This is a genomic window from Paenibacillus sp. J22R232 (assembly GCF_056269165.1).
Window position 1 is genome coordinate 798017 of sequence record NZ_JBWDNK010000002.1, and the last position, 24103, is coordinate 822119.

Annotated in this window: 22 protein-coding genes and 1 riboswitch; of the genes, 16 read left to right on the forward strand and 6 right to left on the reverse strand. The window is 49.1% G+C overall.

Annotation, left to right across the window (positions count from 1 at the left end; translation table 11 throughout):
* Nucleotides 1–183: 183 nt before the first annotated feature.
* From AC0YN3_RS09910 to sdhB, 3 genes are read left to right on the forward strand one after another with little or no spacing between them, the layout of a single operon-like run.
* Nucleotides 184–855 (forward strand): succinate dehydrogenase cytochrome b558 subunit, encoded by a 672-nt coding sequence (locus AC0YN3_RS09910; RefSeq protein WP_475774904.1) that lies wholly within the window; start codon nucleotides 184–186, stop codon nucleotides 853–855.
* Between the two features lie 24 nt (nucleotides 856–879).
* Entirely contained in the window at nucleotides 880–2637 is a 1758-nt protein-coding gene (gene sdhA / locus AC0YN3_RS09915; RefSeq protein ID WP_183558860.1) for a succinate dehydrogenase flavoprotein subunit, read from the forward strand.
* A gap of 2 nt (nucleotides 2638–2639) precedes the next feature.
* A complete protein-coding gene (sdhB, locus tag AC0YN3_RS09920) occupies nucleotides 2640–3404 on the forward strand; it encodes a succinate dehydrogenase iron-sulfur subunit (RefSeq protein WP_475775122.1) in 765 nt (254 codons plus the stop codon).
* A gap of 351 nt (nucleotides 3405–3755) precedes the next feature.
* On the opposite strand, the gene AC0YN3_RS09925 is transcribed toward sdhB, so the two are convergent.
* From AC0YN3_RS09925 to corA, 5 genes are all read right to left on the reverse strand, one after another.
* Complete coding sequence (locus tag AC0YN3_RS09925; protein ID WP_053371996.1) at nucleotides 3756–4064, reverse strand: winged helix-turn-helix transcriptional regulator; 309 nt, start codon at nucleotides 4062–4064, stop codon at nucleotides 3756–3758.
* Nucleotides 4065–4204: 140 nt separating this feature from the next.
* Complete coding sequence (locus tag AC0YN3_RS09930; protein WP_475774905.1) at nucleotides 4205–5050, reverse strand: EamA family transporter; 846 nt, start codon at nucleotides 5048–5050, stop codon at nucleotides 4205–4207.
* 148 nt (nucleotides 5051–5198) lie between these two features.
* Nucleotides 5199–6011, reverse strand: coding sequence for a histidinol-phosphatase (locus tag AC0YN3_RS09935; protein WP_475774906.1), 813 nt, complete (start codon nucleotides 6009–6011; stop codon nucleotides 5199–5201).
* Nucleotides 6012–6057: 46 nt separating this feature from the next.
* Nucleotides 6058–6960, reverse strand: coding sequence for a LysR family transcriptional regulator (locus tag AC0YN3_RS09940; RefSeq protein ID WP_475774907.1), 903 nt, complete (start codon nucleotides 6958–6960; stop codon nucleotides 6058–6060).
* A gap of 150 nt (nucleotides 6961–7110) precedes the next feature.
* Nucleotides 7111–8046 (reverse strand): magnesium/cobalt transporter CorA, encoded by a 936-nt coding sequence (gene corA / locus AC0YN3_RS09945; protein ID WP_183558850.1) that lies wholly within the window; start codon nucleotides 8044–8046, stop codon nucleotides 7111–7113.
* A 406-nt stretch (nucleotides 8047–8452) separates the two neighbouring features.
* Nucleotides 8453–8561, forward strand: a riboswitch (SAM riboswitch).
* Between the two features lie 100 nt (nucleotides 8562–8661).
* Here corA and metA point away from each other — a divergent pair.
* The 10 genes from metA (at nucleotide 8662) to AC0YN3_RS09995 (ending at nucleotide 19547) form a co-directional block, all read left to right on the forward strand.
* Nucleotides 8662–9579, forward strand: coding sequence for a homoserine O-acetyltransferase MetA (gene metA / locus AC0YN3_RS09950; RefSeq protein ID WP_475774908.1), 918 nt, complete (start codon nucleotides 8662–8664; stop codon nucleotides 9577–9579).
* 29 nt (nucleotides 9580–9608) lie between these two features.
* The gene (locus AC0YN3_RS09955) at nucleotides 9609–10772 is read left to right on the forward strand and encodes an aminotransferase class I/II-fold pyridoxal phosphate-dependent enzyme (RefSeq protein ID WP_475774909.1); all 1164 of its coding nucleotides are present in this window, start codon (nucleotides 9609–9611) and stop codon (nucleotides 10770–10772) included.
* A 3-nt stretch (nucleotides 10773–10775) separates the two neighbouring features.
* Nucleotides 10776–11948, forward strand: coding sequence for a trans-sulfuration enzyme family protein (locus AC0YN3_RS09960; protein ID WP_475774910.1), 1173 nt, complete (start codon nucleotides 10776–10778; stop codon nucleotides 11946–11948).
* A gap of 166 nt (nucleotides 11949–12114) precedes the next feature.
* The gene (gene mqnC, locus AC0YN3_RS09965) at nucleotides 12115–13251 is read left to right on the forward strand and encodes a cyclic dehypoxanthinyl futalosine synthase (RefSeq protein ID WP_441944235.1); all 1137 of its coding nucleotides are present in this window, start codon (nucleotides 12115–12117) and stop codon (nucleotides 13249–13251) included.
* A 174-nt stretch (nucleotides 13252–13425) separates the two neighbouring features.
* Nucleotides 13426–14358 (forward strand): putative sporulation protein YtxC, encoded by a 933-nt coding sequence (locus AC0YN3_RS09970; protein WP_475774911.1) that lies wholly within the window; start codon nucleotides 13426–13428, stop codon nucleotides 14356–14358.
* A gap of 413 nt (nucleotides 14359–14771) precedes the next feature.
* Nucleotides 14772–16709, forward strand: a complete 1938-nt coding sequence (gene thrS, locus AC0YN3_RS09975; RefSeq protein WP_475774912.1) for a threonine--tRNA ligase — start codon at nucleotides 14772–14774, stop codon at nucleotides 16707–16709.
* A gap of 61 nt (nucleotides 16710–16770) precedes the next feature.
* On the forward strand, nucleotides 16771–17367 hold the full coding sequence (locus AC0YN3_RS09980; RefSeq protein ID WP_475774913.1) for a 3D domain-containing protein: 597 nt from the start codon (nucleotides 16771–16773) through the stop codon (nucleotides 17365–17367).
* A 61-nt stretch (nucleotides 17368–17428) separates the two neighbouring features.
* Nucleotides 17429–17557 carry a hypothetical protein gene (locus tag AC0YN3_RS09985; protein ID WP_269433050.1) on the forward strand — a complete coding sequence of 43 codons (129 nt, stop codon included), beginning with the start codon at nucleotides 17429–17431 and terminating at the stop codon, nucleotides 17555–17557.
* Between the two features lie 128 nt (nucleotides 17558–17685).
* Nucleotides 17686–19083: a methyl-accepting chemotaxis protein gene (locus tag AC0YN3_RS09990; RefSeq protein WP_475774914.1), complete on the forward strand. Its 1398-nt coding sequence runs from the start codon at nucleotides 17686–17688 to the stop codon at nucleotides 19081–19083.
* An 80-nt stretch (nucleotides 19084–19163) separates the two neighbouring features.
* Nucleotides 19164–19547: a hypothetical protein gene (locus AC0YN3_RS09995; RefSeq protein WP_183558835.1), complete on the forward strand. Its 384-nt coding sequence runs from the start codon at nucleotides 19164–19166 to the stop codon at nucleotides 19545–19547.
* A 201-nt stretch (nucleotides 19548–19748) separates the two neighbouring features.
* On the opposite strand, the gene AC0YN3_RS10000 is transcribed toward AC0YN3_RS09995, so the two are convergent.
* Nucleotides 19749–21044, reverse strand: a complete 1296-nt coding sequence (locus AC0YN3_RS10000) for an ammonium transporter (RefSeq protein WP_475774915.1) — start codon at nucleotides 21042–21044, stop codon at nucleotides 19749–19751.
* A gap of 262 nt (nucleotides 21045–21306) precedes the next feature.
* On the opposite strand from AC0YN3_RS10000, the gene liaF reads away from it, so the two are divergent.
* The 3 genes from liaF to AC0YN3_RS10015 are packed head-to-tail and all read left to right on the forward strand — an operon-like array spanning nucleotide 21307 to nucleotide 24035.
* A complete protein-coding gene (gene liaF / locus AC0YN3_RS10005; protein WP_475774916.1) occupies nucleotides 21307–22332 on the forward strand; it encodes a cell wall-active antibiotics response protein LiaF in 1026 nt (341 codons plus the stop codon).
* A 6-nt stretch (nucleotides 22333–22338) separates the two neighbouring features.
* On the forward strand, nucleotides 22339–23373 hold the full coding sequence (locus AC0YN3_RS10010; protein WP_475774917.1) for a sensor histidine kinase: 1035 nt from the start codon (nucleotides 22339–22341) through the stop codon (nucleotides 23371–23373).
* Nucleotides 23374–23396: 23 nt separating this feature from the next.
* The gene (locus AC0YN3_RS10015) at nucleotides 23397–24035 is read left to right on the forward strand and encodes a response regulator (RefSeq protein ID WP_183559641.1); all 639 of its coding nucleotides are present in this window, start codon (nucleotides 23397–23399) and stop codon (nucleotides 24033–24035) included.
* The last annotated feature ends 68 nt before the right edge of the window (nucleotides 24036–24103 follow it).

Consider the following 24103-nt stretch of genomic DNA (forward strand, 5'->3'; position numbering starts at 1 on the left):
GTACATGCTGGGGTTACAATGTAGAATGATTTGCCATGCGTAAAGGGCTGGTTGCTGCCGTGAGGCAGCGGGGCATTCCGTTTGCGCTGAAATATAAGCAATGTATAAACGGCTGTCCGATACATTCTTATATTTTAAAAAAAGCATGCTAGCACTCACAGTTTTGAAAGGAGAAGGAATGACATGAAAGGAAACTCGTATTTCTCGCGCAAGCTTCACTCGCTTCTCGGGATCATTCCACTCGGCGGTTTCATCGTCGTACATGGACTGACCAACTACCAGGCGTTTGAACGCGGACCGGAAGGCTTCGACAAAGGCGTACATTTGATTAACAGCTTGCCTATTTTGCCGCTGCTCGAGATTTTCGGCATTTACCTCCCGCTATTGTTTCATGGTATTTACGGCTTGTACGTCGCTTACCAATCGAATACGAATACGGGACGCTTCAAATACGGACGGAACTGGGCATTCACGGCTCAGCGCGTTACCGGGGTTATTACTTTTGTATTCGTTTTCTGGCACGTATACCAGACGCGGATGCAAGTATACTTCGGCAACATCACGCATGAGGAGCTTGGCTCTACGATGAATCAAATCGCGAGCAGCCCGACATATTTCGTGCTATACGTAATTGGCGTACTGGCAGCCGTATTCCATTTCAGCAACGGCCTTTGGGCGTTCCTGATCAGCTGGGGCATTACGATCGGCCCGAAAGCACAGCGTATTTCTTCTTATATTTGCATGGGCGTATTTGTTATCGTTGCAGCGCTGTTTATCCTTTCGCTTGTCGCGTTCAGAGGCGATGAATTCGCGGAAGCGGCAAGTGCGGCTTTGGCACTTACGAATATCGGTTAGTTTGTAGACAAGGAGCGAAGCGTAATGGCTAAAAATAAAATAATTATCATTGGCGGCGGACTAGCTGGCTTAATGGCTACCATTAAAGCGGCTGAAGCCGGCGTGCACGTCGATCTGTTCTCCATTGTGCCGGTCAAACGTTCCCACTCGGTATGCGCGCAAGGCGGCATCAACGGCGCCGTTAACACAAAAGGCGAAGGCGATTCTCCTTGGGAGCATTTCGATGATACGGTTTATGGCGGAGACTTTCTTGCGAACCAGCCTCCGGTCAAAGCAATGTGTGATGCAGCACCTGGCATTATCCACCTGATGGACCGGATGGGCGTTATGTTCAGCCGTACCTCGGAGGGCTTGCTGGACTTCCGTCGCTTCGGGGGCACGAAGCATTCCCGTACGGCATTCGCTGGCGCAACGACTGGACAGCAGCTTCTATATGCGCTGGATGAACAAGTTCGCCGGTGGGAAGCAGCAGGGCTTGTGAATAAATACGAGCACTGGGAATTCCTTGGCGCAGTAGTAGACGACGACGGCGTTTGCCGCGGCGTATCGGCGCAGGATTTGCGCTCTATGGAAGTACACACGGTTCGTGCGGATGCGGTTATTCTAGCATCAGGCGGCCCTGGCATTATTTTCGGAAAAACAACGAACTCGGTTATTAATACAGGTACTGCTGCGAGCGCGGTTTATCAGCAAGGCGTTAACTACGCGAACGGCGAATTCATTCAAATTCACCCTACCGCTATTCCGGGCGACGACAAGCTGCGCTTGATGTCGGAATCGGCACGCGGCGAAGGCGGACGGATTTGGACGTATAAAGACGGCAAGCCTTGGTACTTCCTTGAGGAGAAATATCCGGCTTACGGAAATCTCGTGCCTCGTGACATCGCGACGCGTGAAATATTCAGCGTCTGCGTCGATCAGAAGCTGGGCATCAACCAAGAGAACATGGTTTACCTCGATCTCTCCCATAAGGATCCGAAGGAGCTTGACGTTAAGCTAGGCGGAATCATTGAGATTTACGAGAAGTTCATGGGCGATGATCCACGCAAAATCCCGATGAAGATCTTCCCTGCGGTTCACTATTCGATGGGCGGCATGTGGGTCGATTACAATCAAATGACGAACATTCCCGGCTTGTTCGCGGCAGGCGAATGCGAGTATCAATACCATGGCGCGAACCGTCTCGGCGCAAACTCGCTGCTTTCCGCGATTTACGGCGGTATGGTTGCGGGACCGAAGGCAGTGGAATACATCAAAGGCTTGAAGAAATCGGCTGAGGATGTTGCTTCGTCCGTGTTCGACCGTGAAAACAAACGCCAAACGGATAAATACAACAGCATTATCAATATGAACGGCAATGAGAATGCATATGTCATTCACAAAGAGCTTGGCGAATGGATGACGAACAATATGACGGTTGTCCGCTTTAACGATAAGCTGGAGCAAACGATCCACAAGATCAAAGAGCTGAAGCAGCGTTATGCCAAAATCAACATCAACGACACGGCGCAATGGAACAACGCAGGCGTGGCATTTACCCGCCAGCTGTGGAACATGCTTGAGCTGTCGGAAGCGATGACGCTTGGCGGATTGCTGCGCAACGAGAGCCGCGGAGCTCACTACAAGCCAGACTTCCCAGAACGCGACGACGATCATTTCATGAAATCGACGATTGCGAAGTGGACGAAGGAAGGCCCGCAAATCTCATACGAGGATATCGACGTAAGCTTGATCAAGCCTCGTAAACGCGATTACTCGAGCGACAAGAAGAAAGGAGAATAATGATGGCTGAAACGACTGTAGCTACAAAAACGGTTAAGTTTATCATCACGCGCCAAGATACTCCTGATTCCAAGCCCTACACGGAAGAGTTCGAAATTCCTTACCGCGCAAACATGAACGTCATTAGCGGCTTAATGGAAATTCAGCGTAACCCGAAAAAGTCCGATGGTGCCAGTACAGCCCCTGTATGTTGGGACTCCAACTGCTTGGAGGAAGTATGCGGAGCATGCTCCATGGTTATCAACGGCAAACCGAGACAAGCGTGCAGCGCTTTGATCGATCAATTGGAACAGCCGGTTCGGCTTGCGCCGATGAGCACCTTCCCGGTTGTCCGCGACCTCGTTATTAATCGCGAGCGCATGTTTGGCGCCTTGAAACGCGTTAAGGCATGGATTCCGATTGATGGCACCTATGATCTTGGTCCAGGGCCTCGGATGGCTGAAACGAAGCGTCAATGGGCGTACGAGCTCTCCAAGTGCATGACTTGCGGTGTTTGCCTCGAGGCTTGCCCGAACGTAAACGATCGGAACAGCTTTATTGGTCCAGCAGCTATTTCGCAGGTTCGATTATTCAACGCTCATCCAACGGGCGAGATGAATAAAGAAGAGCGTCTGGATGCGTTGATGTCCGATGGCGGGATTGAAGGCTGCGGCAACTCCCAAAACTGTGTTCGCGCATGTCCGAAGGGCATTCCGCTTACCACTTCCATTGCTGCGATCAACAAGGATACAACCAAACATCTATTCAAAAAATGGCTTGGCATGTAGGTCATTTGCAATAACGAAACCCTCGGCTATCGGGGGTTTCTTTTTTCTTTCATATGATATTGATTATTATTATCAATGATAGTAGATCGAGAATCCTTTGTCAATTATGTAATGCAAAGGAGACGATAAAACAAAAAAAACCGCCTCGGCGGTTTCTTAGACGTATAGGAAAGTATACGAGATTGCTCATGCTTTCTCTATACGTTTCGCTGAAACGATGGCGGATATAGGAAGGAGGCCGTCAGGCGATTCTTCTTAAAATATAGGAAAGTATATCCGTGGGCTATACATTCTCTATATTTCTCGGAATGAAACGCGCCGCCAAGGACGGCGATAGCCGTTTCACCTTGCTTACATCCATTGTTCTCCCCATTTTTGAATGGACTCAATGACGGGCTCAAGCTCACGGCCTTTGCCGGTAAGTTCGTACTCGATGCGTACGGGCATTTCAGGATAAACCTGACGTTTGATAATCGTTATTGTCTCAAGCTCTTTCATCCGGTCCGTTAGCATCTTGTCGCTCATTTCGGGAATTTGTTCTTTGATCTCTTTGAACCGTTTCGGTCCGCCAAGCAATACCCGAATAATTCTGCCTGTCCATTTCTTACCTAATATGTCGGCTGCGGCTTCATACTTTGGGCACATTGTCGAATAATCCAACCGTATCACCCCGCTTTTTGTAATACTATTGTAGCATATCAACAAACTAAAAGTAAGTTCATTTGAGTGGGAATAGGTGTTATTTCAAAAAAATATATTTACTATATAAAAGTTAGACGATTAAAAGCAATAAAACGGCTTCAAAGCCGTATAACGACCAATCCGAGTATGGTGAAAGCAAAAGCGGCCCACTGCACGGCCGTGAGCTTCTCTTTGTAGACGATGATTGCGCCTGCGGTTACGACAAGACTGTTGGTTGCGAAGATTGGCGCAGCGAGATTGGCTTGGCCCGTTGCAAGAGCTGCCGCATATAGCTGTAGGCCGCCGTATGAAAACAAACCGGCAATGATGCCGAGCCAGAGCCCCGTGCGATCGGCGGTACGGGAGGCTACTGATTTAGCCGGAATGAGAAACCAACAAAGCGATAGCGCATAGGCAATGAATAGCAGAGGCGCGCTCGGAAGCCCGAGCTCGTCCGTTACCTTCAGGCCGCCATTGCGAACGGCGAACATGAGGATAGCGGTTCCAACGAGAAGAAACCAGCGTCTTTCTTTGATCGTGATCGGCTCTTTCCGTTTATGGGCGATAAATACGACCGCGAGCAGGAGCAATACAATTCCAATCGATTCCGTGGCGCTTAGCGGCTCTTGGTACCACCAGGTTGCCACGGCAATGACGATGATGATATTCATATTCGTAAGCGGCGACGTTAAGCTTGCGGGTCCGTAATGGAGCGCCTTCATAAAAAGCGCGTTGCCCCAAGCGGACCCGGCTCCGATAATGACGCCGGCTATCCATACTTGCGGATTGGCAAGCCAGCCCCATGTTCCCTCAAGCGCCGCATGTACGCCGAAGCCGGCCGTTCCGGATGCGTAAAGCCCGAGAAGCAGCGTCCTTGTGCTTCCGCCGCGCATTTGCGATACCTTCATCCACCAGCCTGCCAGTCCGAAGAGAAATGCGCTGCCGATGGCCGTAATGAGCCACATGGATGTCCAACCCCTCAAATTTGTTACACAAATGAAATAGTTCTGTTATCGTCTCATTACATAAGTGGGCTATTATAATAAACAAGACCCCCTTTTTTAATATATCCTTTGGGACCTGCATCGTGCAGGTCCACTTTTTTGTCTTTTTCTATGCGATCGGCACGATGATCTGCTGTCGCTTGCGGTAATAAACCCATTGCTTAAACCCGATTTCTTTTAATTTCTGCTGCACGAGCTCCCATTCGTCACCAACCCTGCTCGGAATGTGGGCGTCCGACCCGAAGGTAACGTTTACGCCGAAGTGGAGCGCCCGCTCGAGAATAGCATCCGAAGGGTACCAGCCTCCAACATATTTCGTACTGCCTGATGTATTGATTTCGATGGATACACCGCACTCTGCGACCGTCTTCAGCGTTTCATCGATTTCAGCGGTTGCCGGTATATCGGAGAACGACGGATAATATCCCTTCATCGCATCGATATGGCCCAGAATGTCGAACATGCCGCTTCGCGCGGACTGCTTGATCAGGTCGTAATAGCTTCGTTTCACAGCGACATGCTGCTCATCATCCAAGTCCTTCCAACGGTTTCTGTTGAAAATGCTAACATCGCCGACCTGATGAACGGAGCCGATCAAATAATCGAAGGGCACGCCTTCGTAAGCTTTTTTGTAGCTCTCGATATGCTGAGGGAAGAAATCGGATTCCATGCCCAGCAAAACCTCGATTTTACCCGCGTATTTCTCTTTTAAACGAAGCACCTCTTCGATGTAGTTCGCGAAATCGCTTCTAGCCATCGCAATGCCGGGAGAAGGCTGGTCATGCTCGTGATAAAAGTAAGGGGAATGGTCAGAGATGCCGATAACCTGAAGCCCTGCGTCAAGTCCGGCAACAATATAATCCTCAATATTTCCGTCTGCGTGCCCGCATCTTACATGGTGAGTATGTAAATCGAATTTCATGCTGTCCTCTCCTTATTGAGCTTCTATTTGAAGTTAACAATCTTAACTATTCGCTGCTGATGAAATGATGCTCAGGCATCCCTTTCAAATCGCTGAGAAATTGCTGCATTGCCGTATTAATATAGCGTCCCGATTTATATACGACACCTACGGGATGGCTCATATCGAGCTCGTTTAATTTAATCATCTTCAACGATCCGAGGCGCAGTTCATTCGCAATGGATAGCTTGGATACGACTGCTGCGCCTAAGTTGATTTCGACCATCCGCTTTACCTCTTCGCTGCTCGAAACCTCCATGACAACATTCGGCTGTACATTGTGTTTTCTGAAAATTTGATCGATGAACCTGCGTCCTAGCGTGTCCGGCGCAAGCATAATCATGGGTATGTCCTTAAGCGAATCAACGGTTGTATGAACAAGGCGGCTCATCGGATGCGCGGGTGAAACGACAAGCTCAAACGTATCATAATATAAGACGGAGGAGGTTACGTTCGGGTTTTTTTCGGTTAGGTATGTAATGCCGATATCAACGGAGCCGTTCTCGACGCTCGTCATCACTTGGGATGAGGGCATGGAATGTATGGTTGTTTTGATTTGAGGGAATTGATTCTGGAAATAAGATAAGACGCGTGGCAATATCTGAATCGCGATGGATGATGTCGTGCCGAGCAGGATATGTCCTTGCGGCGTAAGGTTCAAATCGGATAGCTTTTGCTTCAGCTCTTCTACGATCATTAGCACTTGTTCGGCATGCTCGAGAAAAACTCGTCCGTGATCCGTCAAAGTGACGGGCTGGTTGCGATCGATAAGGACCGTTTTGAATTCATCTTCCAAGCTCTTTATTTGTGCCGAAACGGCAGGCTGCGTCAGATTAAGGAGTTCTCCGGCCTTCCGGAAGCTCATTGTCTTGGATATCGTCAGGAGTGTTTCAAGCTGGCTAATATTCACGTCAATCCCCCTTTCAAAGGTACGAAATACTGGGCTGTGTCTTTCATTATTATAATGGAAAGAAGGAGCAACAGCAAAAAACGGGATGCCCCGCCTGAGGCATCATAGCCTCAGCGGACGCATCCCTTTTGGGCATAGCGAATGAATTCCTTAGAGCCATTCCTTCTTGCGGAAGATGAAGAACATGCTGATTCCGAGCACCAGCATAATGCCAAGCAGAATGTATGAGCCAAGCCTGAGATGAAGTCCCGGTATAAAGTCGAAATTCATCCCGTATATGCCGGTTATGAAGGTAAGCGGCATGAATATCGTCGTTATTGCGGTAAACACGCGCATGATTTCATTGGCTCGGTTGGATACGCTGGACTGGTAGGCCTCTCGTAAGTTGCCCATTAGATCGCGGTACGTATCGAAGGATTCGGCTATTTTTAATGCATTCTCGTAGATGTCGCTGAAATACTTCTGCAGCTGGTCGTCGATAAGCTTTAAATCCTTCTTATTCAGCGTTGCGATCACGTCGCGCTGCGGACCGAGTACCTTCTTCAGCCATAGGATCTCTCCGCGCAAGCCGATGATTTCGTTCAGATGCGACTTCTTGGTATGCATTAATATATCTTCTTCAAGCGCTTCGATGCGGTTATCGATTCGATCGCCTACAAGGAAATAATTATCGACGACGATGTCGACGAGGTGATAAAGGAAATAATCAGGACGGCTTACTTCTTGCTCCCACAGCACAGGCTTCAGAGAGCGCAGCTCGTTAATTTTTTGTTTCGTAACCGTTATAATAAAATGGCGGCCTAGAAAAATATTCAGCGCCCTTAGGAAGATTTCTTCGTCATCGAACCTAATGCTGTTTATCACAATGAAGTAATGGCTTTCGTAAATTTCGATCTTAGGACGCTGCTCCTCCTCGCTGAGGCAATCCTCAACCGCGAGATCATGCATGCTGAACAACGGCTGCAGGACAGCGAGATCCTCCACATCGGCATCAATCCAGTAAAAACCTTCCTTGGAGGGAATCAAAGTTTCATTAATATCATCGATGGTGGTAAAAATGCCATTGCTAACGAGACGTATTTTCATCCGGCGTTCTCCTTTCTTTCTTAGAGGAAACTGCCGGCTGAAATGGACTTGGCCGGCAGTAACCGTATTCGTTCGATTTCGGGCTTAGGTCTGTCGCCTTCCATGTCCGTTTGCACCCCTTTATCCAATGGAATAATTACTCGTAACGGCTGTTGCTTGCCATTAGGGGCACCAGCTCGTATGATCAAGAAATATAAGAACCGCATTCACGTTTGGAAAACGCATAATCCCTTATATTTCGAAATAATTCTTGTCTAGTATACTCCCGCACCAGCTTTACATTCAAGCACAAAAACGGCGGATTACAGCCAATTTGTTTCAGATCGCAAATGAGCTTCTTGACTCAAATGACGGAATGCATTAAAGTGATAGTGAAATGTAACCGCGGAAAATTGAATAGACTACTTTCTTATCAAGAGCAGGCGGAGGGACTAGCCCGATGAAGCCCGGCAACCGGCGTTAACACGCACGGTGCTAATTCTTGCGGAAGCATTTATGTTTCTGAGAGATGAGAGAGGCGGATGGCTTCTTTACTGAGCATACGACCTTTTCTCACAGCAGAAAGGGTCTTTTTCATGTTCAAGCGGTCATACTGCCTTTAGAGGAGTGATACCTATGCCAATTAAAGTTCCAGACAACTTACCGGCCAAAGAAATTCTTAGCAACGAGAACATTTTCGTGATGGATGAGACCATCGCCTATCAGCAGGATATCAGGCCGCTCCGCATTGCCATCCTTAATTTAATGCCGACAAAAGAAACGACTGAAACGCAGCTGCTAAGGCTCGTTGGCAATACGCCGCTGCAGGTAGAGATCGTGCTGCTGCACCCTAGAACGCATACTTCGAAAAATACGTCAGCCGAGCACTTGGAGTCTTTCTACAAAACGTTCGATGAGATTTCGCATGAGTATTATGACGGGCTCATCATAACGGGTGCACCAGTAGAGCAAATGCCTTTTGAGGAAGTAAACTATTGGGAAGAGCTGCAAGAAATTATGGATTGGAGCGCAAGGCGCGTTACGTCAACCCTCCATATTTGTTGGGGAGCACAAGCAGGTCTTTACCACCACTATAATGTACCGAAATATAATCTCGACAACAAAATATTTGGCGTCTACCCGCATGTTGTGGAAAAACGCAACGTAAACCTGCTTCGCGGCTTTGACGAAATGTTTTTCGTGCCGCAGTCGCGCCATACGGAGTTTCGCCGCGAGGATATCGAGCCGATTGAAACATTGGACATCTTGTCAGGCTCCTCCGATTCCGGTATTTATATTGTTGCATCGAAGGATGGCAAGCAAATTTTCGTAACCGGCCATTCCGAGTATGATCCAACCTCGCTCAAGTTTGAATATGACCGCGATAAAGCGAAGGGCCTGGACATCGAAGTGCCGAAAAACTATTTCCCGGGCGATAATCCAGAAAACATGCCTTTATCTACATGGCGTTCGCATGCGAATTTGTTATTCTCTAATTGGCTTAATTACTATGTATATCAGCAAACACCGTTTGATTTGGGTGGAGGCATTTAATTATATAACTAAGGGAGAGCTGCATAACCATGAAGATCGAGAGTCATTTAGCCCAGATTGGATCCATTAAAGAACCCGTTACGGGAGCGATTAGTTTTCCCGTCTATCAAGCGACTGCATTCCGTCATCCAAAGCTGGGTCAAAGCACCGGCTTTGATTATGCGCGTACAAAGAGCCCGACTAGAGCGGTGCTCGAAGAAGCAGCAGCGCAATTAGAAGCAGGAGACGCAGCTTTTGCCTGCAGCTCGGGCATGGCTGCCCTGCAAACCATATTCGCCCTATTCAGCCAGGGGGACCATCTGATCGTCTCGCTCGACCTATATGGCGGCACGTATCGCCTGTTGGAGCGGATAATGTCGAGATTCGGAGTCACGGCCTCTTATGTGGATACGAATGATATTGATGCCATGTCGGCCTTGTGGACGCCAAGCACGAAAGCGGTACTTATCGAAACGCCTACTAATCCGCTGATGATGATTACGGATATTGAGCGGGTAGCCGCATGGGCGAAAGCGAAGGGTTTGCTGACGATCGTGGACAACACGCTCCTTACGCCATTCTTTCAACGTCCGATCGAGCTGGGCGCCGACATCATCATCCATAGCGCGACCAAATATTTAGGCGGCCACAATGATGTGCTTGCCGGCCTGATCGTAACCAAAGGCAAAGAGCTGTCAGACGAGATGGCTTTCCTGCACAACTCAATCGGCGCGGTGCTCGGTCCCCAGGATTCATGGCTGCTAATGAGAGGCATGAAGACGTTGGCGCTGCGCATGGAACGCCATCAGCATAACGCGACGACCATCGCTAATTACTTGCTTGAGCACCCGGCTGTCGAGGATGTTTATTATCCGGCTCTGCCGCATCATCCTGGCCACGATATTCAAAATAAGCAATCCTCGGGCAATACGGGAATTTTCTCGTTCCGTCTAAAGGATGCCAGATATATCGAGCCCATTCTACGCCATATCAAGCTAATCGCGTTTGCGGAAAGCCTAGGCGGCGTAGAGTCATTAATGACTTATCCGGCCGTACAGACACATGCCGATATCCCGCTTGAAATACGTCAAGCAATCGGCGTGGATGATCGACTGCTTCGTTTCTCTGTCGGCATCGAGCATGCGGATGATTTGATTGCGGATCTTGCGCAAGCGCTGGCTGCCGCGAAAAGTGAAATCGAGGAGGTTCAGTAGCAGATGAGCACTGACAACAATAACAAAAACGCCCGTGATCGGCGTTTTGCAACGAAGCTGATTCATTTCGGCGCCGAGATCGATGAGCAGACCGGTGCTTCGAGCGTGCCGATTTTTCAGGCATCCACGTTTCATCACCATGATATTTTCAATCCGCCGCAATATGATTACAGCCGCTCCGGCAATCCGACGCGGCAAGCGCTTGAAGATTACATTGCGCTGCTTGAAGGCGGAGCACGGGGCTTCGCTTTCGCATCAGGCATGGCTGCGATTTCAACGACCTTTCTTCTGTTGTCCGCCGGTGAGCACGTAATCGTAACGGAAGACGTATATGGCGGAACCTACCGCTTGCTTACTTCAATTCTAGATCGTCTGGGCATTGAATCCACCTTTGTGGATATGACAGACTTCGAAGCGGTCAAAGCCGCGCTCAAACCGAATACGAAAGCGGTGTTCATGGAGACGCCTTCCAATCCGACGCTTAAAATTACAAATATCGCTCAAACGACGGCATGGGCGAAAGAGCATGGGCTGCTTACGATGCTCGACAATACCTTCATGACGCCGTATCACCAGCGTCCAATCGAGCTGGGCGTAGATATCGTGCTGCATAGCGCGACTAAGTTTCTAGGCGGTCATAGCGATGTGCTTGCTGGACTTGCGGTAACGGCTGATGAGGCGCTGGGCAAACGGCTCAAGCAGCTCCAAAACGGCATGGGCACCGTCCTAAGCGCGCAAGAGTCTTGGCTTCTGATGCGCGGCATGAAGACGCTGCAGATGCGTATGGAAAGCAGCGAGCGCAGTGCGCGCAGGCTGGCGGAATGGTTGTCTGAGCACAGTGAGGTAACCGCGGTTTATTATCCAGGATTGCCAAACCACCCAGGCAGAGAAATTCACGAGAAGCAATCGCTTGGCTATGGCGCGGTTGTGTCATTCGATGTAGGCAGCGGGGAGCGGGCAAAAGCGCTGCTAAGCAAGGTTCAAATTCCGCTTGTAGCCGTCAGCCTCGGCGCGGTTGAGAGCATCCTGTCTTATCCGGCGATGATGTCGCATGCAGCAATGCCGAAAGAGGTTCGGCATGCACGCGGAATTACAGACGGCTTGGTACGCTATTCGGTTGGCCTTGAAGATATTGAGGATCTGATTGAGGATTTGGATAACGCGCTTCGCCCTTAAATGGGACGAAATGAAAGAAAAGCACGGATGTTCATGCGAACATGCCGTGTTTTTCCTTATTTCAAGGCGAGAGGGCATCATATGGAAAGTGACTTCGGACTATGCTTTATGTTAGGATTAAGTAATGGATTGTTTACCTAGAATGGGAATAAGGAGGTCTTGCGGAATGGGAACGTTAGACCATATTTTGGATAAAGCATTGCGCGGCGAGCGAATTGCGCTCGAAGAAGGCATGGAGCTGTTAGCTTCAGATCAGATAGAAAAAATGGGGCATGTCGCGAATCAGATTATGCTGAAGCATCACCCCGAGCCAATTACGACCTTTGTCGTTGGCCGAAACGTCAATTATACGAATGTTTGCGATGTGTATTGCCGCTTCTGCGCTTTTTACCGTGCTCCAGGGTCCAAGGAGGGTTATGTCCTGCCTGACGAGACGATACTTAGCAAAATACAAGAAACCATTAACGTCGGCGGCACGGAAATATTGATGCAGGGCGGAACGAACCCTAACCTGCCGTTTACTTATTACTTGGATCTGCTTCGCAAGATCAAGCAGCATTTCCCTCATATTACGATGCATTCCTTCTCGCCTGCGGAGATCCAGAAGATGAAAGTGGTCTCCGACGGCCTTTCTCTGGATGAAGTAATCAGACAGCTGCATGAAGCCGGTCTAGATTCCTTGCCGGGAGGCGGCGCGGAAATTTTGGATGACCGTACCCGTCGCAAGATCAGCCGGATGAAGGGCTCGTGGACCGATTGGATGGACGTCATGAAGTCTGCCCACCGCCATGGCATGAATACGACTGCGACGATGGTATACGGTCTGGGCGAGACGGTTGAGGAGCGTGCGCTGCATATGCTCCGTATCCGTGACGCACAGGATGAATGCATAGCGAACAAATATGATTCAACCGGCTTCCTAGCCTTTATTTCATGGCCTTTCCAGCCGGATAATACGAACCTGAAGCTGGAGAAAGCGAAGCCGGAGGAGTATCTCCGTATCGTTGCGGCTAGCCGGATCATGCTCGACAACATTCCGAACTTCCAATCTTCGTGGGTGACGATGGGGCCAGAGATGGGCAAGCTTTCGCTGTCATATGGCTGCAATGATTTCGGCAGCACGATGATTGAGGAAAACGTGGTCTCGGCTGCGGGAACGACTCATAAAGTAAACATTGAACTTATCCTTGAGCTCATTCGCGAGGTTGGAAAAATCCCTGCTCAACGGGATACCAAATACAATATTTTGAAAATATACAATGAAGCCGACAAGGCAGACCTTGATTTCGTGATGCAAAACTAAGCCTGCTTAGAGCAAAAAGGTACGAAATAGACGTTTGCGCAGCTTTCCACCGTTAAGCGGGAGGAATGCCGCGCGGGCGTCTTTTTGTATATACGCTTCTTTTATTCCAATGTCTTCATCGTATATCCCCGTGCGCGGCACCATATACTGATAAGGAAGGAAAGGGGTGAGCTTATGGAGCTATTCACGGTAACATTGCCTGCAAGTCTCCAAAAGTCAGTGAGCAAGCTGAAGGAATTGTTGACGGAACAAACGCTAGTCGATTTACATATCGATTCAAAACTGGAGCAGCCAGCGTTCATCGCGTATGAACAAACCTCGGAGCTGACCATAAGCTGCGAAGCTATGCTTCCGCATTTCCAGCTGAAAGCTCACGGTCAAGCCGTATATCATGCGGCGGCTGCCGCAATTGCAGAATTTGTTGTCAGTGAAATGGAGCCTTCCATGCTGGCTGCTATTATACGAAAGAAATATCGCAACAATAGTGCTGCGGATACGGCAGCAATCGAGAAATATTGCCATGATCTGCTGCATGGCAAGGAATGGGATGGACTAGGTACCAAGTTTCTGGACGCGGACCGGCTCAGGCGGAAAAATAAGGTCGCCGTGGAAGCGGAGTTGTTTTTGCAAGAGCATACGTGGCTTAACGTAGATGGATTCACAACTTTCCGGTTAATCCCTTACCGCAAGGAATTGGCGGAAGTGGTGGAATATGCGCTGGATGAATACGTATTAGACAAACAATACCAGGAGTTTATATCCCTGCTGAAATATTTTGTGTTCCTGCAGGATACGAAGCTTCCGATGGTTCATTTGCTGCACAAGGGCGGCCATGATTTCATGTTGTACGATGACGCTTTTCAGCCGCTTGATCCTAACCCGCCGTCGGATCGCATTGTAGCGGAAATGCTCGAAACGGAGATGAATATCGAGGATATGGTGATTAGCTCGCTCATAGCCGTATCCCCTAAACATATTACGATCCATACCAGGCAGCCGGATATGCAGGTAATCCGAACGATCGAAACGATTTTTGACCAGCGCGTTACCGTCTGCGTTCAATGCGTTTCGTGCAGCAGCAGCCTGGATGAGCTCGTTCAGCCGTGACAATAGCCTTGACCAATTAAACAAGCCGGGCTATAATAATCTTCATATGAAATCTAATCAGCAATGACAAAGACATGCTTCTGCTTACGATGTTAGGCCCAGAGAGAGGAAACTTGGCTGCAATTTCCTTCCATAATGTCCGCAGATGTACCCCTTTGAAGCTGTATGGCTGAACCTGTAGCAATCTTTGATGAAGATGCTGCGGCAGTATGCCGTACCGGATATCTCCGTTATCGGATATTACGAGGACTGCAATGAGCATGGAGCAACGCTTGCGCAGTCGAAGTAGGGTGGAACCACGAGCATACAAGCACTCGTCCCTTTTTAGGGATGCGTGCTTTTTTTGTGCTCTTTTTTGCTTGTGGATAATGAAACATCGATTCGTTTGCTAACTAATTGGAGGATGAACAACTATGGCTATTCATATCACATTGCCAGACGGCGCAGTAAGAGAATACGCTGTCGGAACAACCATTGAGGAAGTGGCGGGCTCCATTAGCCCAGGACTTCGTAAAAATGCAATTGCGGGGAAAATCGACGGCAAAGTGGTCGACGTATACACGCCAATCGAAGCGGATGCAGCCATTGAAATCGTGACGGTTGAATCCGCTGACGGTCTCGAAGTATACCGCCATAGCACGGCGCATTTGCTCGCGCAGGCGATTAAGCGCATATACGGCAACAAAAACGTTAAGCTCGGCATAGGACCGGTCATTGAGGATGGATTCTATTACGATATTGATATGGAGCAATCGCTCACGCCCGAGGATCTCGTGAAAATCGAGAAGGAAATGGACAAAATCATTCAGCAGAACCTAGATATTCGCCGCAGAGTCGTAAGCAGGGACGAGGCGCTTGCGATCTTTACGGAGCTGGACGACAACCTAAAGCTGGAGCTTATCCGCGATCTGCCCGTGGAATCGGTTATTACCATGTACGACCAAGGCGAGTTCTTCGATCTTTGCCGCGGACCTCATTTGCCATCTACAGGACGTATCAAAGCGTTTAAGCTGCTGAGCGTAGCAGGGGCGTATTGGCGCGGAGATTCCAAAAACAAAATGCTGCAGCGGATTTACGGAACGGCATTCCCGAAAAAAGCGCAGCTGGACGAGCATCTTCATTTCCTTGAGGAAGCAAAAAAACGCGATCACCGCAAGCTGGGGCGCGAGCTCAAAATGTTCACCTTCTCCCGCGAGGTCGGCCAAGGCTTGCCGCTATGGCTGCCTAACGGCGCGAAGCTTCGCAGAACGATGGAGCGTTATATCGTTGACCTTGAAGAGAGATTAGGCTACGAGCATGTGTACACGCCTGTGCTTGCGAACGTGGAGCTATACAAAACATCGGGTCACTGGGAGCATTACAGCGAGGATATGTTCCCCAAAATGATTATGGACAACGAGGAGCTTGTGCTCCGTCCGATGAACTGTCCTCACCATATGATGGTGTTCAAAAGCGATATGCGCAGCTACCGTGACCTGCCCGTGAGGATTGCCGAGCTTGGAACGATGCACCGGTATGAGATGTCGGGTGCGCTGACAGGCTTGCACCGCGTACGTGCGATGACGCTTAACGATGCACATATCTTCTGCCGTCCGGATCAAATTAAAGAAGAATTCGCGCGCGTCGTCAACCTGATCCGCAAGGTGTATGAGGACTTCGGCATCAAGGAATACCGTTTCCGTCTATCATACCGCGATCCAAAGGATACGGAGAAATATTTCCAAAACGATGAGATGTGGGAAATGTCTCAGCGCATGCTTCGCGAGGTTGTCGAGGAGCTGGAGCTTCCATTCTTCGAAGCAGAAGGAGAAGCTGCGTTCTATGGTCCCAAGCTTGACGTGCAAATCAAAACTGCGCTTGGAAAAGAAGAGACTTTGTCAACGGCTCAGCTGGACTTCCTGCTTCCGGAACGCTTCGAGCTTGAGTATGTAGGCGAGGATGGCAAGAAGCACCGTCCTGTCGTTATTCACCGCGGCATCATCAGCACCATGGAGCGTATGACTGCTTTCTTGCTGGAAAACTTCGCGGGCGCGCTGCCGCTTTGGCTGTCTCCCGTACAAGCTAAGGTTATTCCGGTTTCTACAGCCTATGAAGGTTACGCTCGCAAAGTTGCGGAGCAGCTTCAAGAAAATGGCATTCGTGTCGAGAGCGATCTTCGCAATGAGAAGCTCGGCTACAAAATTCGCGAAGCTCAGCTGGAGAAAGCGCCATACATGCTGGTCGTAGGCGAGAATGAAATGCAAGCGGAGGCGGTATCCGTGCGCAAACGAGGCGAGGGCGACTTGGGTGCAATCCCAGTGACTGAGCTGATTACGCAGCTGCAGAAGCAGATTGCAGACAAAGAACAATAATCATGTACGCATAAAGCTTGGGCCACTGGGGCATTATTCTTCTGAGGAGGAAGCAAACCAGATGGCCACAAGCTTTTTTTATTTCAGAAGAGGTTTTACTTTGTTGCTGCTTATTACTGTTTTTGTGATCGGTATAAATACAATGAAGTGCTCAGCGCAGGCGGAGCATTCCCATCCGAAGAAAAGTGCCAGTACGAGTGCTAGTCAAGACTCCAAAACGGGTAAGGCATCGCCAATGAACGCGGAGAAGCCCGCTAAGGTAGAGGTTGTCGCTACCGGATATACGGCAGGCGTAGAATCGACGGGTAAACGCCCGGGGCATCCGCAATACGGAATCACCTATTCCGGCGTTAAGGTGCGCAGAGATCAGGTGTCTACGATTGCTGCCGACACGAGATTGTTCCCGATCGGAACCTTGCTCTATATCCCTGGCTACGGTTATGGCGTTGTGGCGGATACCGGATCTGCGATAAAAGGGAAACGCATCGATTTGTATTTTGAAACGATCAAACAGGTATACGAGCAATGGGGCAAGCGAACGGTGGATGTAGAGGTGCTTCGGATCGGAACGGGCAAGCTCTCACAGGCTTGGCTTAATCAAATCAATCAGGCAATTGAAGCAGGAAAGCCTATCCCACAAACGTATTTAGAATCGTAAATAGCCCGTATAATAAACGCCGATTCCGCCATACTATCTTTAGAACGGGGAGGTGATTATAATGGCTAAAAACAAAAACAACAAAGCCCAAAACAACCAATACAATGCGGAATTCGCAGAAGAATTGAACCAAAATAATGCTGCTGGCAAACAAGCAGCAAACACAGCGCAACAAAAAGCTGAGAAGTAATATTTTTTGCCATGTAATAACGTGAGCGAAAAGAGGAGCCCTAGCGGTTCCTCTTTTCTTTTGCCCTATGCTGATATATAATTTAGGGAAATTTTGTATCAGCATGCGAGAGGAGCAATAAACCTGACATGAGTCCCACGACCAGTTGGTTTTCTCGGAATACGAAAGCCCGTTCGGCTGCTTCAGCAGAGGCGGCTGAAACGGTTAAGATGACACGCTTGTTGAATGAATCCGTCGTCATATCCGACCAATTAAACGCTGCTGTACACGAGGTGGATCAATCTGCGAGCCGCTTGACTGAAATTGCCGATGTCTCCTCAGAGCATGAACAGAAGCTGCGGTCGAACAGTACGCTTGCGATGAGCCGAATTGAGGAAGCGTTCTCTGCGCTGCAAGAGGTTGCCTCGGCAGCCGAGCAGATCAGCGGGACATCATCGCATTTGAATACGAAGAGCAAAGAGACGAAGGAAGTAGTCCTTGACGTAGTCCGTTCATTGACTAGCACGGATGAAGTCATGCAGGATCTGAACCGCAATAACCAATCCATGGAGGAGCATATCCATCAGTTAATCGAGCAAACCTCCCATATTAACGAAATCAATCAATTTATACAAGAAATCGTATCGCAAACCTCACTGCTGGCTTTGAACGCTTCCATCGAAGCGGCTCATGCCGGCGAATATGGACGGGGTTTTTCTGTCGTTGCCCAGCAAATCAAAAAACTCGCGGAGCAGAGCGGGGAAGCAGTTAAGCGCTCTTCTTCCATTGTTGAGCAAATTGAAGGCAGGGTGAAGCAGGTCGTGGATGCGGTCGACAGAGAAAAGCACTCCGTTGAACGAGGAGTTGCGGAAATGACCGTAAATCGAGATCGCATGGATCTTATTTTCTCTAGAATCGTAGAAGTCGATGAGCTTGTCGAACAGACGAGCGCAGCCAGCAAGCAGCAAACCGACCATATGACCGAATCGACGCTTATGTTGAAGGATGTCGTCGATTCCGTTCATGACACGCTTCAAAGCGTCGATAACACGCTTGAGATGACAGAGCTGCAGCGTGAACAAATCGGCCATATGAACCGAATCAGCCAAACCCTCAAACGATCGTCCTCGGATCTGTCGCTAGCGATTGAGCAAGTAGGCGTTCGCCAAGAGAACCGTGAGATCAAAGTGAATGTTGCATCCGTTTTGGAATGGCTGAGATTGGCAGCTGCGGAATTGAAGCTGGCACAATTAAGCCAAGCCGAGCATGAACCGAAGCTTACGGCATTGCTGAAATCAAAACCCGAGATAGAGGCGATTTGGTCTAATCGGGCTGACGGTTCCTTTGTCTTTTCTTTGCCGGAAGCAGGGCTTATGAATGCAAAGGGAAGAGAATGGTGGAAACGGGCAATGGCGGGACAGAACTTTCAGTCTGAGGTTTATGTTTCGGCAATAACCAAGCAGCTATGCTTGACCGTCACGGTGCCTATCTACCGTGAGGATGGCAGCGTAGCAGGCGTGATTGGCGCAGATATTTCCATCGCGTAAAAAACAGTTTTCAACGATCCTGATTTGTTGTATGATTACATATGTAAGAAATAATAACATGACAAGACAGGTGAATTCTCATGACAGATCCGATCATTCATTCAGGCTTTGTAATTGCTGCCCATCATCGTAAAGCGGGCGAGGTTTTTCCTTTTATTGATGCCTACGTAGCTAAGAAAGAGCAGGAAATAGCCGAAATTGAACAGATGGTTGAGCGTTATGAGAAACGAAGGCTGATGGAAGACCGTGCTTATCAATCGATGTCTACGCTAAGAAGAATGCTGACAGGCAAAAAGCCTGATCACCATTTGGCTGTTGAATATATCCATTTCGTAAGAAAGCCGATGGAAAAGGTTCGCGCTCTGCGCCTTGAAATCGAAAGTGCCCGTTCCATTAAAAACGTAGCCGCCCCTACGGATATCGTTACCGTTTCCTACGAGCTTGCCAACGAGATGAACGAATAACGAATGTGGCTTTGTGAAGAAGGAATAATGAACGTGGCTTTGTGAAATAGGGATACTGAATGCAGTTATAGAATGAACGAAAGCAATCGTGGTATTAAGGTGAACAAAACAATTGCAGGGACAGGATCAGGCCTAATGAAACCAGCCGCATATAGATAAAAAGAACCGTCTTTGCCACTTGGCAGAGACGGTTTTTTGTGTTTATTTGCTGTTTCTCAAGCGATCGAAATCGAGGAAGTCATGCTCTTGGCTGTAAGCGGGTACGCCGTGTATGCCGACATCAAGCCCGATAAGCTCCTCGTCCTTGGATACGCGGACAGGCATCACTTTACGAATGAGCCATAGCGCACCCCATGTAAGAAGGAAGCCCCATACGGAAACCGTTACGAGTCCTAGCGCTTGTACGCCTAGCAGATTGAAGCCTCCGCCGTAAAATAATCCGTAATACCCTTTTCCCACGCCTTCGGTTAATTCAGGAAGCGCGAAAAGGCCAACTGCGAGAGTACCGATGCTGCCGCTTACGCCGTGAACAGCAAAGGCGCCAACAGGGTCGTCTACCTGCCTGCTCTCCAGCCATTCCGTCACAAGCACCATCGCAATACCGGATACAGCTCCTATTCCGATTGCGGCAATGTCGGAAACGAATGCGCAGCCTGCGGTAATTCCGACTAGACCGGCAAGCGAACCGTTAATGACCATAGGGGGATCCGCTTTCTTATAGCGGAACATAGTGAACAGGATGCAAGTCGCGCCGCCCGCAGCAGCGGAGAGCATCGTTGTAATGGCGATATGGCCGATTGAACCGTTTGTAGCGCTAAGCGTACTTCCCGCGTTGAAGCCGAACCATCCAAACCACAGGATAAACGCGCCAACAGAAGCAAGCGGCAGATTAGATGGCGGTACAATGTTTACCTTGCCGTCAGCGCTGAATTTGCCTATTCTCGGTCCGATAAAGATTGCGGCTGCCAGCGCCGAGAATCCACCCAAAGCATGGATAACGGCAGATCCCGCGAAGTCAATCATGCCCAGCTTCCCGAGAAAGCCGCTGCCCGACCAAACCCAGTGACCGGCAAGCGGATAAATAAAGCCCGTCATTGCGATGGTTAAGAGAATATAAGCTCTGAAATTGATCCGTTCCGCAACCGCTCCCGAAACGATGGAGATGACGGCGATTACGAATGCGCACTGGAATAACCAATACGTTTCGTGAGTAATATTTAAGACAATGTGTGACAGGTCGCCATTAATGAGAAAACCGGTTGTTCCGATTAAACCGCCTGCATCTTGTCCGTACATGAGAGCGAATCCAAAAAAGTAAAAAACGAGTGCGCCGAAAGCGATGTCGACAAACACCTTCATGATAATGCTGACGGCATTCTTCTGCCTGACAAATCCCGCCTCAAGCAAAGCGAAGCCGCCTTCCATTAGCAAGATCATGGCTGCTGTCAAAACGACCCATATCGTATCCAGTCCCTTTGACAGTTCGATAACGTCCATTGCTTCATCTCCTGTTCCTTCATTTATGCATAGTTGTCTCTATTATCCTAATCCGTTCATCATTATAAATAGAAGAAGTGAGCAATGTCAACGTACGAAGTGATGTTTCATGACGCATGTTAGGTATGAATTGGATAGAATCAACAAAAGCTCCGTCTAGAGACTGATTGCGATTTCAATCGGCCGTCCCTTTTTCTATTGATTCCCGTCCGTTATACTATGATTATCAAACTAAGATGGAATCGTAAGGAGCTGGAGCCGCATGAACGGAAATTTCGCAAACCGGTTGTTCACCGGGTTAGTCATCATTGCAATTGGCGTATTGTTTTTGCTTAGGCAGACAGGTCATGTGACCTTTGATATTGGTTATGTGATTTCCACGTATTGGCCTGTTGCGCTCATTATTGTCGGAATACGCGGCTTATTGTCCTGCAGGTCAAACGGCTCGGGCTCGAGCTGGTGGGGAGCCGTCGTAATGGTGATCGGCTGTATATTCCTAGGCCGGAATTTAGATCTATTCTCGTGGTCGATTGGCGATATTGTTCCTTATATTTGGCCAGTTGTCGTTATTTTAGTCGGTATTAATCTAATCTGGAAACCTAAATCAAAGTTTCAGGCGCCTCCGACGGATGATTGGAAGTCCTATCAGCCTTATTCGGAAGCTGCAGCGGTTCCGCCGGCTCCTCCCCTTCATCCGGATCCCACCAAAGAGCCCCTTGAGGCTCCGAAGCAGGAAGGGAAGATGGAAGGAGAGGCTCATAAATCCTATGACGCATTCCCATCCGGCAAAAAGGAATTCAAAGAGTGGAAAAACCATTATAAAGCAGAGCTCAAAAAGAACGCGCATGATTGGAAAAGAAACCATAACCATAAAGAGCATGTTGAGTGGTGGAGCCACGGTGATTCAAGTGTCCAGACCCGTTCCGGATTCATCGGCGATATTCACATTGGCCATGATTATTGGGATCTAAAGCCGCTTAATATCTCGCATTTCATCGGCGATACCGTGCTTGATTTGACGAAAGCCCAGGTTCACCCAGGCGAGACAAAAATTCATATCTCTTCCTTTATAGGCGACGTGAAGGTATATGTACCGAATGATTACGAGGTGGGCGTGCAGGTTATATCGAGCGCTTTTATCGGTGACGTGAAAATATTGGGCCAGAAGGAAGGCGGATTATTCACGAATATCAATATCCAGTCACCTTCGTATCAAGAAACGGACAAAAAAATCAAGCTGATCGTCAGCACGTTTATTGGTGATGTGCGTGTCACGAAGGTAGGGTGATCGGAGATGATGGTTCGTTTTCTGCGAAGCGGCAAGTGGGAGCTGATCGGCATGTTCGTTATTGCCTCTGTTTTTTCCCTTGTGCTTGGCGCGGTTACCTGGCTCGGACTAATCCATGAAGCAGGAAAGACGGAAGTGCGCCTTGGGGCGGCCTCCGTCTTCCTGCTTGTGAGCGCGGCTTTCGGTTATTGGGCAGCACAGCGAATCGGACGCCGGATTGATACGCTGCATTTGTCGTTAAAGCAGGCCGCTAATGGCAATTACGGCATTCGGATCACGGAGGGCGGGCATAATTCGTTTATTGAGGTTTATCGGGAATTCAATGAGCTTGCCGGGCAAATGGAAGAGAAAATGAAATGGCTGCAAATGCGCGGCGAGGAATATGTCATGACAGAATCTGCTTCTAATGAAGCAGCGGTTCTGGAGGAACGCAAGCGGCTTGCAAGGGATTTGCATGATACGGTAAGCCAGCAGCTCTTTGCGATTCATATGTGCGCTTCCTCACTCCCGAAGCTGCAGCAGGTCGATCGAGAGCGTGCCGATTCCGTTCTGGAGCAGCTAGTCAACATGTCCAATCTGGCACAGAAGCAAATGAGAAATTTTATCGCTCAGCTTCGTCCAATGGAGCTTGAAGGAAGAACGTTATATGAAGCGCTGGATAAGTGGTTTCCTGATTATTGCCGGCAAAACAAGCTGCAGGGCGAATTGGAATGGCGTTTGAAGGAGCGCTTGTCCGAAGCGAAAGAGCATCAGCTGTTTCTAATCGCACAGGAAGCGATGGCTAACATCGTGAAGCATGCTGGCGCATCAGGCTGTACGTTAACGCTCACGGACAATGAAAGGCAGGTTGTGATGATTCTGCAGGATGACGGGATCGGATTCAAGCCCGATGAGGTCAAAAGAGGCTCCTATGGTCTTTCTACGATGCAGGAAAGGGCGCAAAAGCTTGGCGGAGCGGCAGAAATATGGAGCAAGCCTGGCGGCGGAACCAGAGTAAAAGTTACGATACCTAAGATGCTGAGGGGAGAACTGGAAGAGTGAGCGGAGCAGAGCAAATTAAAATTATGATTGTTGATGACCATGACATGGTCAGAACCGGTCTTCGGACGTATTTGATGCTGGAGCCCAAATTTCAAGTGATTGCGGAGGCAAGCAACGGACAGGCAGCTATCGACTTTCTGGATTCAAGCTCGGACGACAAACGCCCGCAAATTATTTTGATGGATCTAATGATGCCGGGCATGGACGGCATTGCCGCCACGAGAGCGATTATTGCCAAGCATCCGGATATGAAGATCGTCATGCTGACGAGCTTTCTGGAGGATGATAAGGTTTATGGCGCGATCGAAGCCGGTGCTGTCAGTTATGTGCTTAAGACGGTTTCCGCAGAGGAGCTTATCTATGCCATTAGCGGCGCTTTCAAGGGAATGCCCGTGATGACGGCGGATGTATCCCAAGCATTAACGAGAGGGCTTAGGCAGCGTACGGCGCAATCGGGAGATGAAGGCCTAACAGAACGCGAGAAGGAAGTGCTGCTGCTTATTGCCGACGGCCAATCGAACAAAGAAATTGCTGAAGAGCTGCACATTAGCATCAAGACGGTGAAAACGCACGTGAGCAATCTCTTAATGAAGTGCGAGCTGGATGATCGCACTCAGCTGGCCGTTCTCGCCCATCGCAAGGGCTGGGCGAATCGCACATAAAGGAAGATATAGGCGGGCATACTACCTCTAGCCGAATGAAGCTGAGAAATATGCTAGGGGAAGGAGCA

Bases quoted from the DNA above. Each gene is read 5' to 3' on its own strand.
- AC0YN3_RS09995 (WP_183558835.1), top strand. From the start codon at position 19,164: ATGACAGATCCGATCATTCATTCAGGCTTTGTAATTGCTGCCCATCAT.
- corA (WP_183558850.1), bottom strand. From the start codon at position 8,046: ATGAAAATACGTCTCGTTAGCAATGGCATTTTTACCACCATCGATGAT.
- AC0YN3_RS09930 (WP_475774905.1), bottom strand. From the start codon at position 5,050: ATGTGGCTCATTACGGCCATCGGCAGCGCATTTCTCTTCGGACTGGCA.
- AC0YN3_RS10010 (WP_475774917.1), top strand. From the start codon at position 22,339: ATGATGGTTCGTTTTCTGCGAAGCGGCAAGTGGGAGCTGATCGGCATG.
- AC0YN3_RS09955 (WP_475774909.1), top strand. From the start codon at position 9,609: ATGAAGATCGAGAGTCATTTAGCCCAGATTGGATCCATTAAAGAACCC.
- sdhA (WP_183558860.1), top strand. From the start codon at position 880: ATGGCTAAAAATAAAATAATTATCATTGGCGGCGGACTAGCTGGCTTA.
- AC0YN3_RS09935 (WP_475774906.1), bottom strand. From the start codon at position 6,011: ATGAAATTCGATTTACATACTCACCATGTAAGATGCGGGCACGCAGAC.
- thrS (WP_475774912.1), top strand. From the start codon at position 14,772: ATGGCTATTCATATCACATTGCCAGACGGCGCAGTAAGAGAATACGCT.
- mqnC (WP_441944235.1), top strand. From the start codon at position 12,115: ATGGGAACGTTAGACCATATTTTGGATAAAGCATTGCGCGGCGAGCGA.
- AC0YN3_RS09910 (WP_475774904.1), top strand. From the start codon at position 184: ATGAAAGGAAACTCGTATTTCTCGCGCAAGCTTCACTCGCTTCTCGGG.
- AC0YN3_RS09980 (WP_475774913.1), top strand. From the start codon at position 16,771: ATGGCCACAAGCTTTTTTTATTTCAGAAGAGGTTTTACTTTGTTGCTG.
- AC0YN3_RS09960 (WP_475774910.1), top strand. From the start codon at position 10,776: ATGAGCACTGACAACAATAACAAAAACGCCCGTGATCGGCGTTTTGCA.
- AC0YN3_RS09990 (WP_475774914.1), top strand. From the start codon at position 17,686: ATGAGTCCCACGACCAGTTGGTTTTCTCGGAATACGAAAGCCCGTTCG.
- metA (WP_475774908.1), top strand. From the start codon at position 8,662: ATGCCAATTAAAGTTCCAGACAACTTACCGGCCAAAGAAATTCTTAGC.
- AC0YN3_RS09970 (WP_475774911.1), top strand. From the start codon at position 13,426: ATGGAGCTATTCACGGTAACATTGCCTGCAAGTCTCCAAAAGTCAGTG.
- AC0YN3_RS10015 (WP_183559641.1), top strand. From the start codon at position 23,397: ATGATTGTTGATGACCATGACATGGTCAGAACCGGTCTTCGGACGTAT.
- sdhB (WP_475775122.1), top strand. From the start codon at position 2,640: ATGGCTGAAACGACTGTAGCTACAAAAACGGTTAAGTTTATCATCACG.
- liaF (WP_475774916.1), top strand. From the start codon at position 21,307: ATGAACGGAAATTTCGCAAACCGGTTGTTCACCGGGTTAGTCATCATT.
- AC0YN3_RS10000 (WP_475774915.1), bottom strand. From the start codon at position 21,044: ATGGACGTTATCGAACTGTCAAAGGGACTGGATACGATATGGGTCGTT.
- AC0YN3_RS09985 (WP_269433050.1), top strand. From the start codon at position 17,429: ATGGCTAAAAACAAAAACAACAAAGCCCAAAACAACCAATACAATGCG.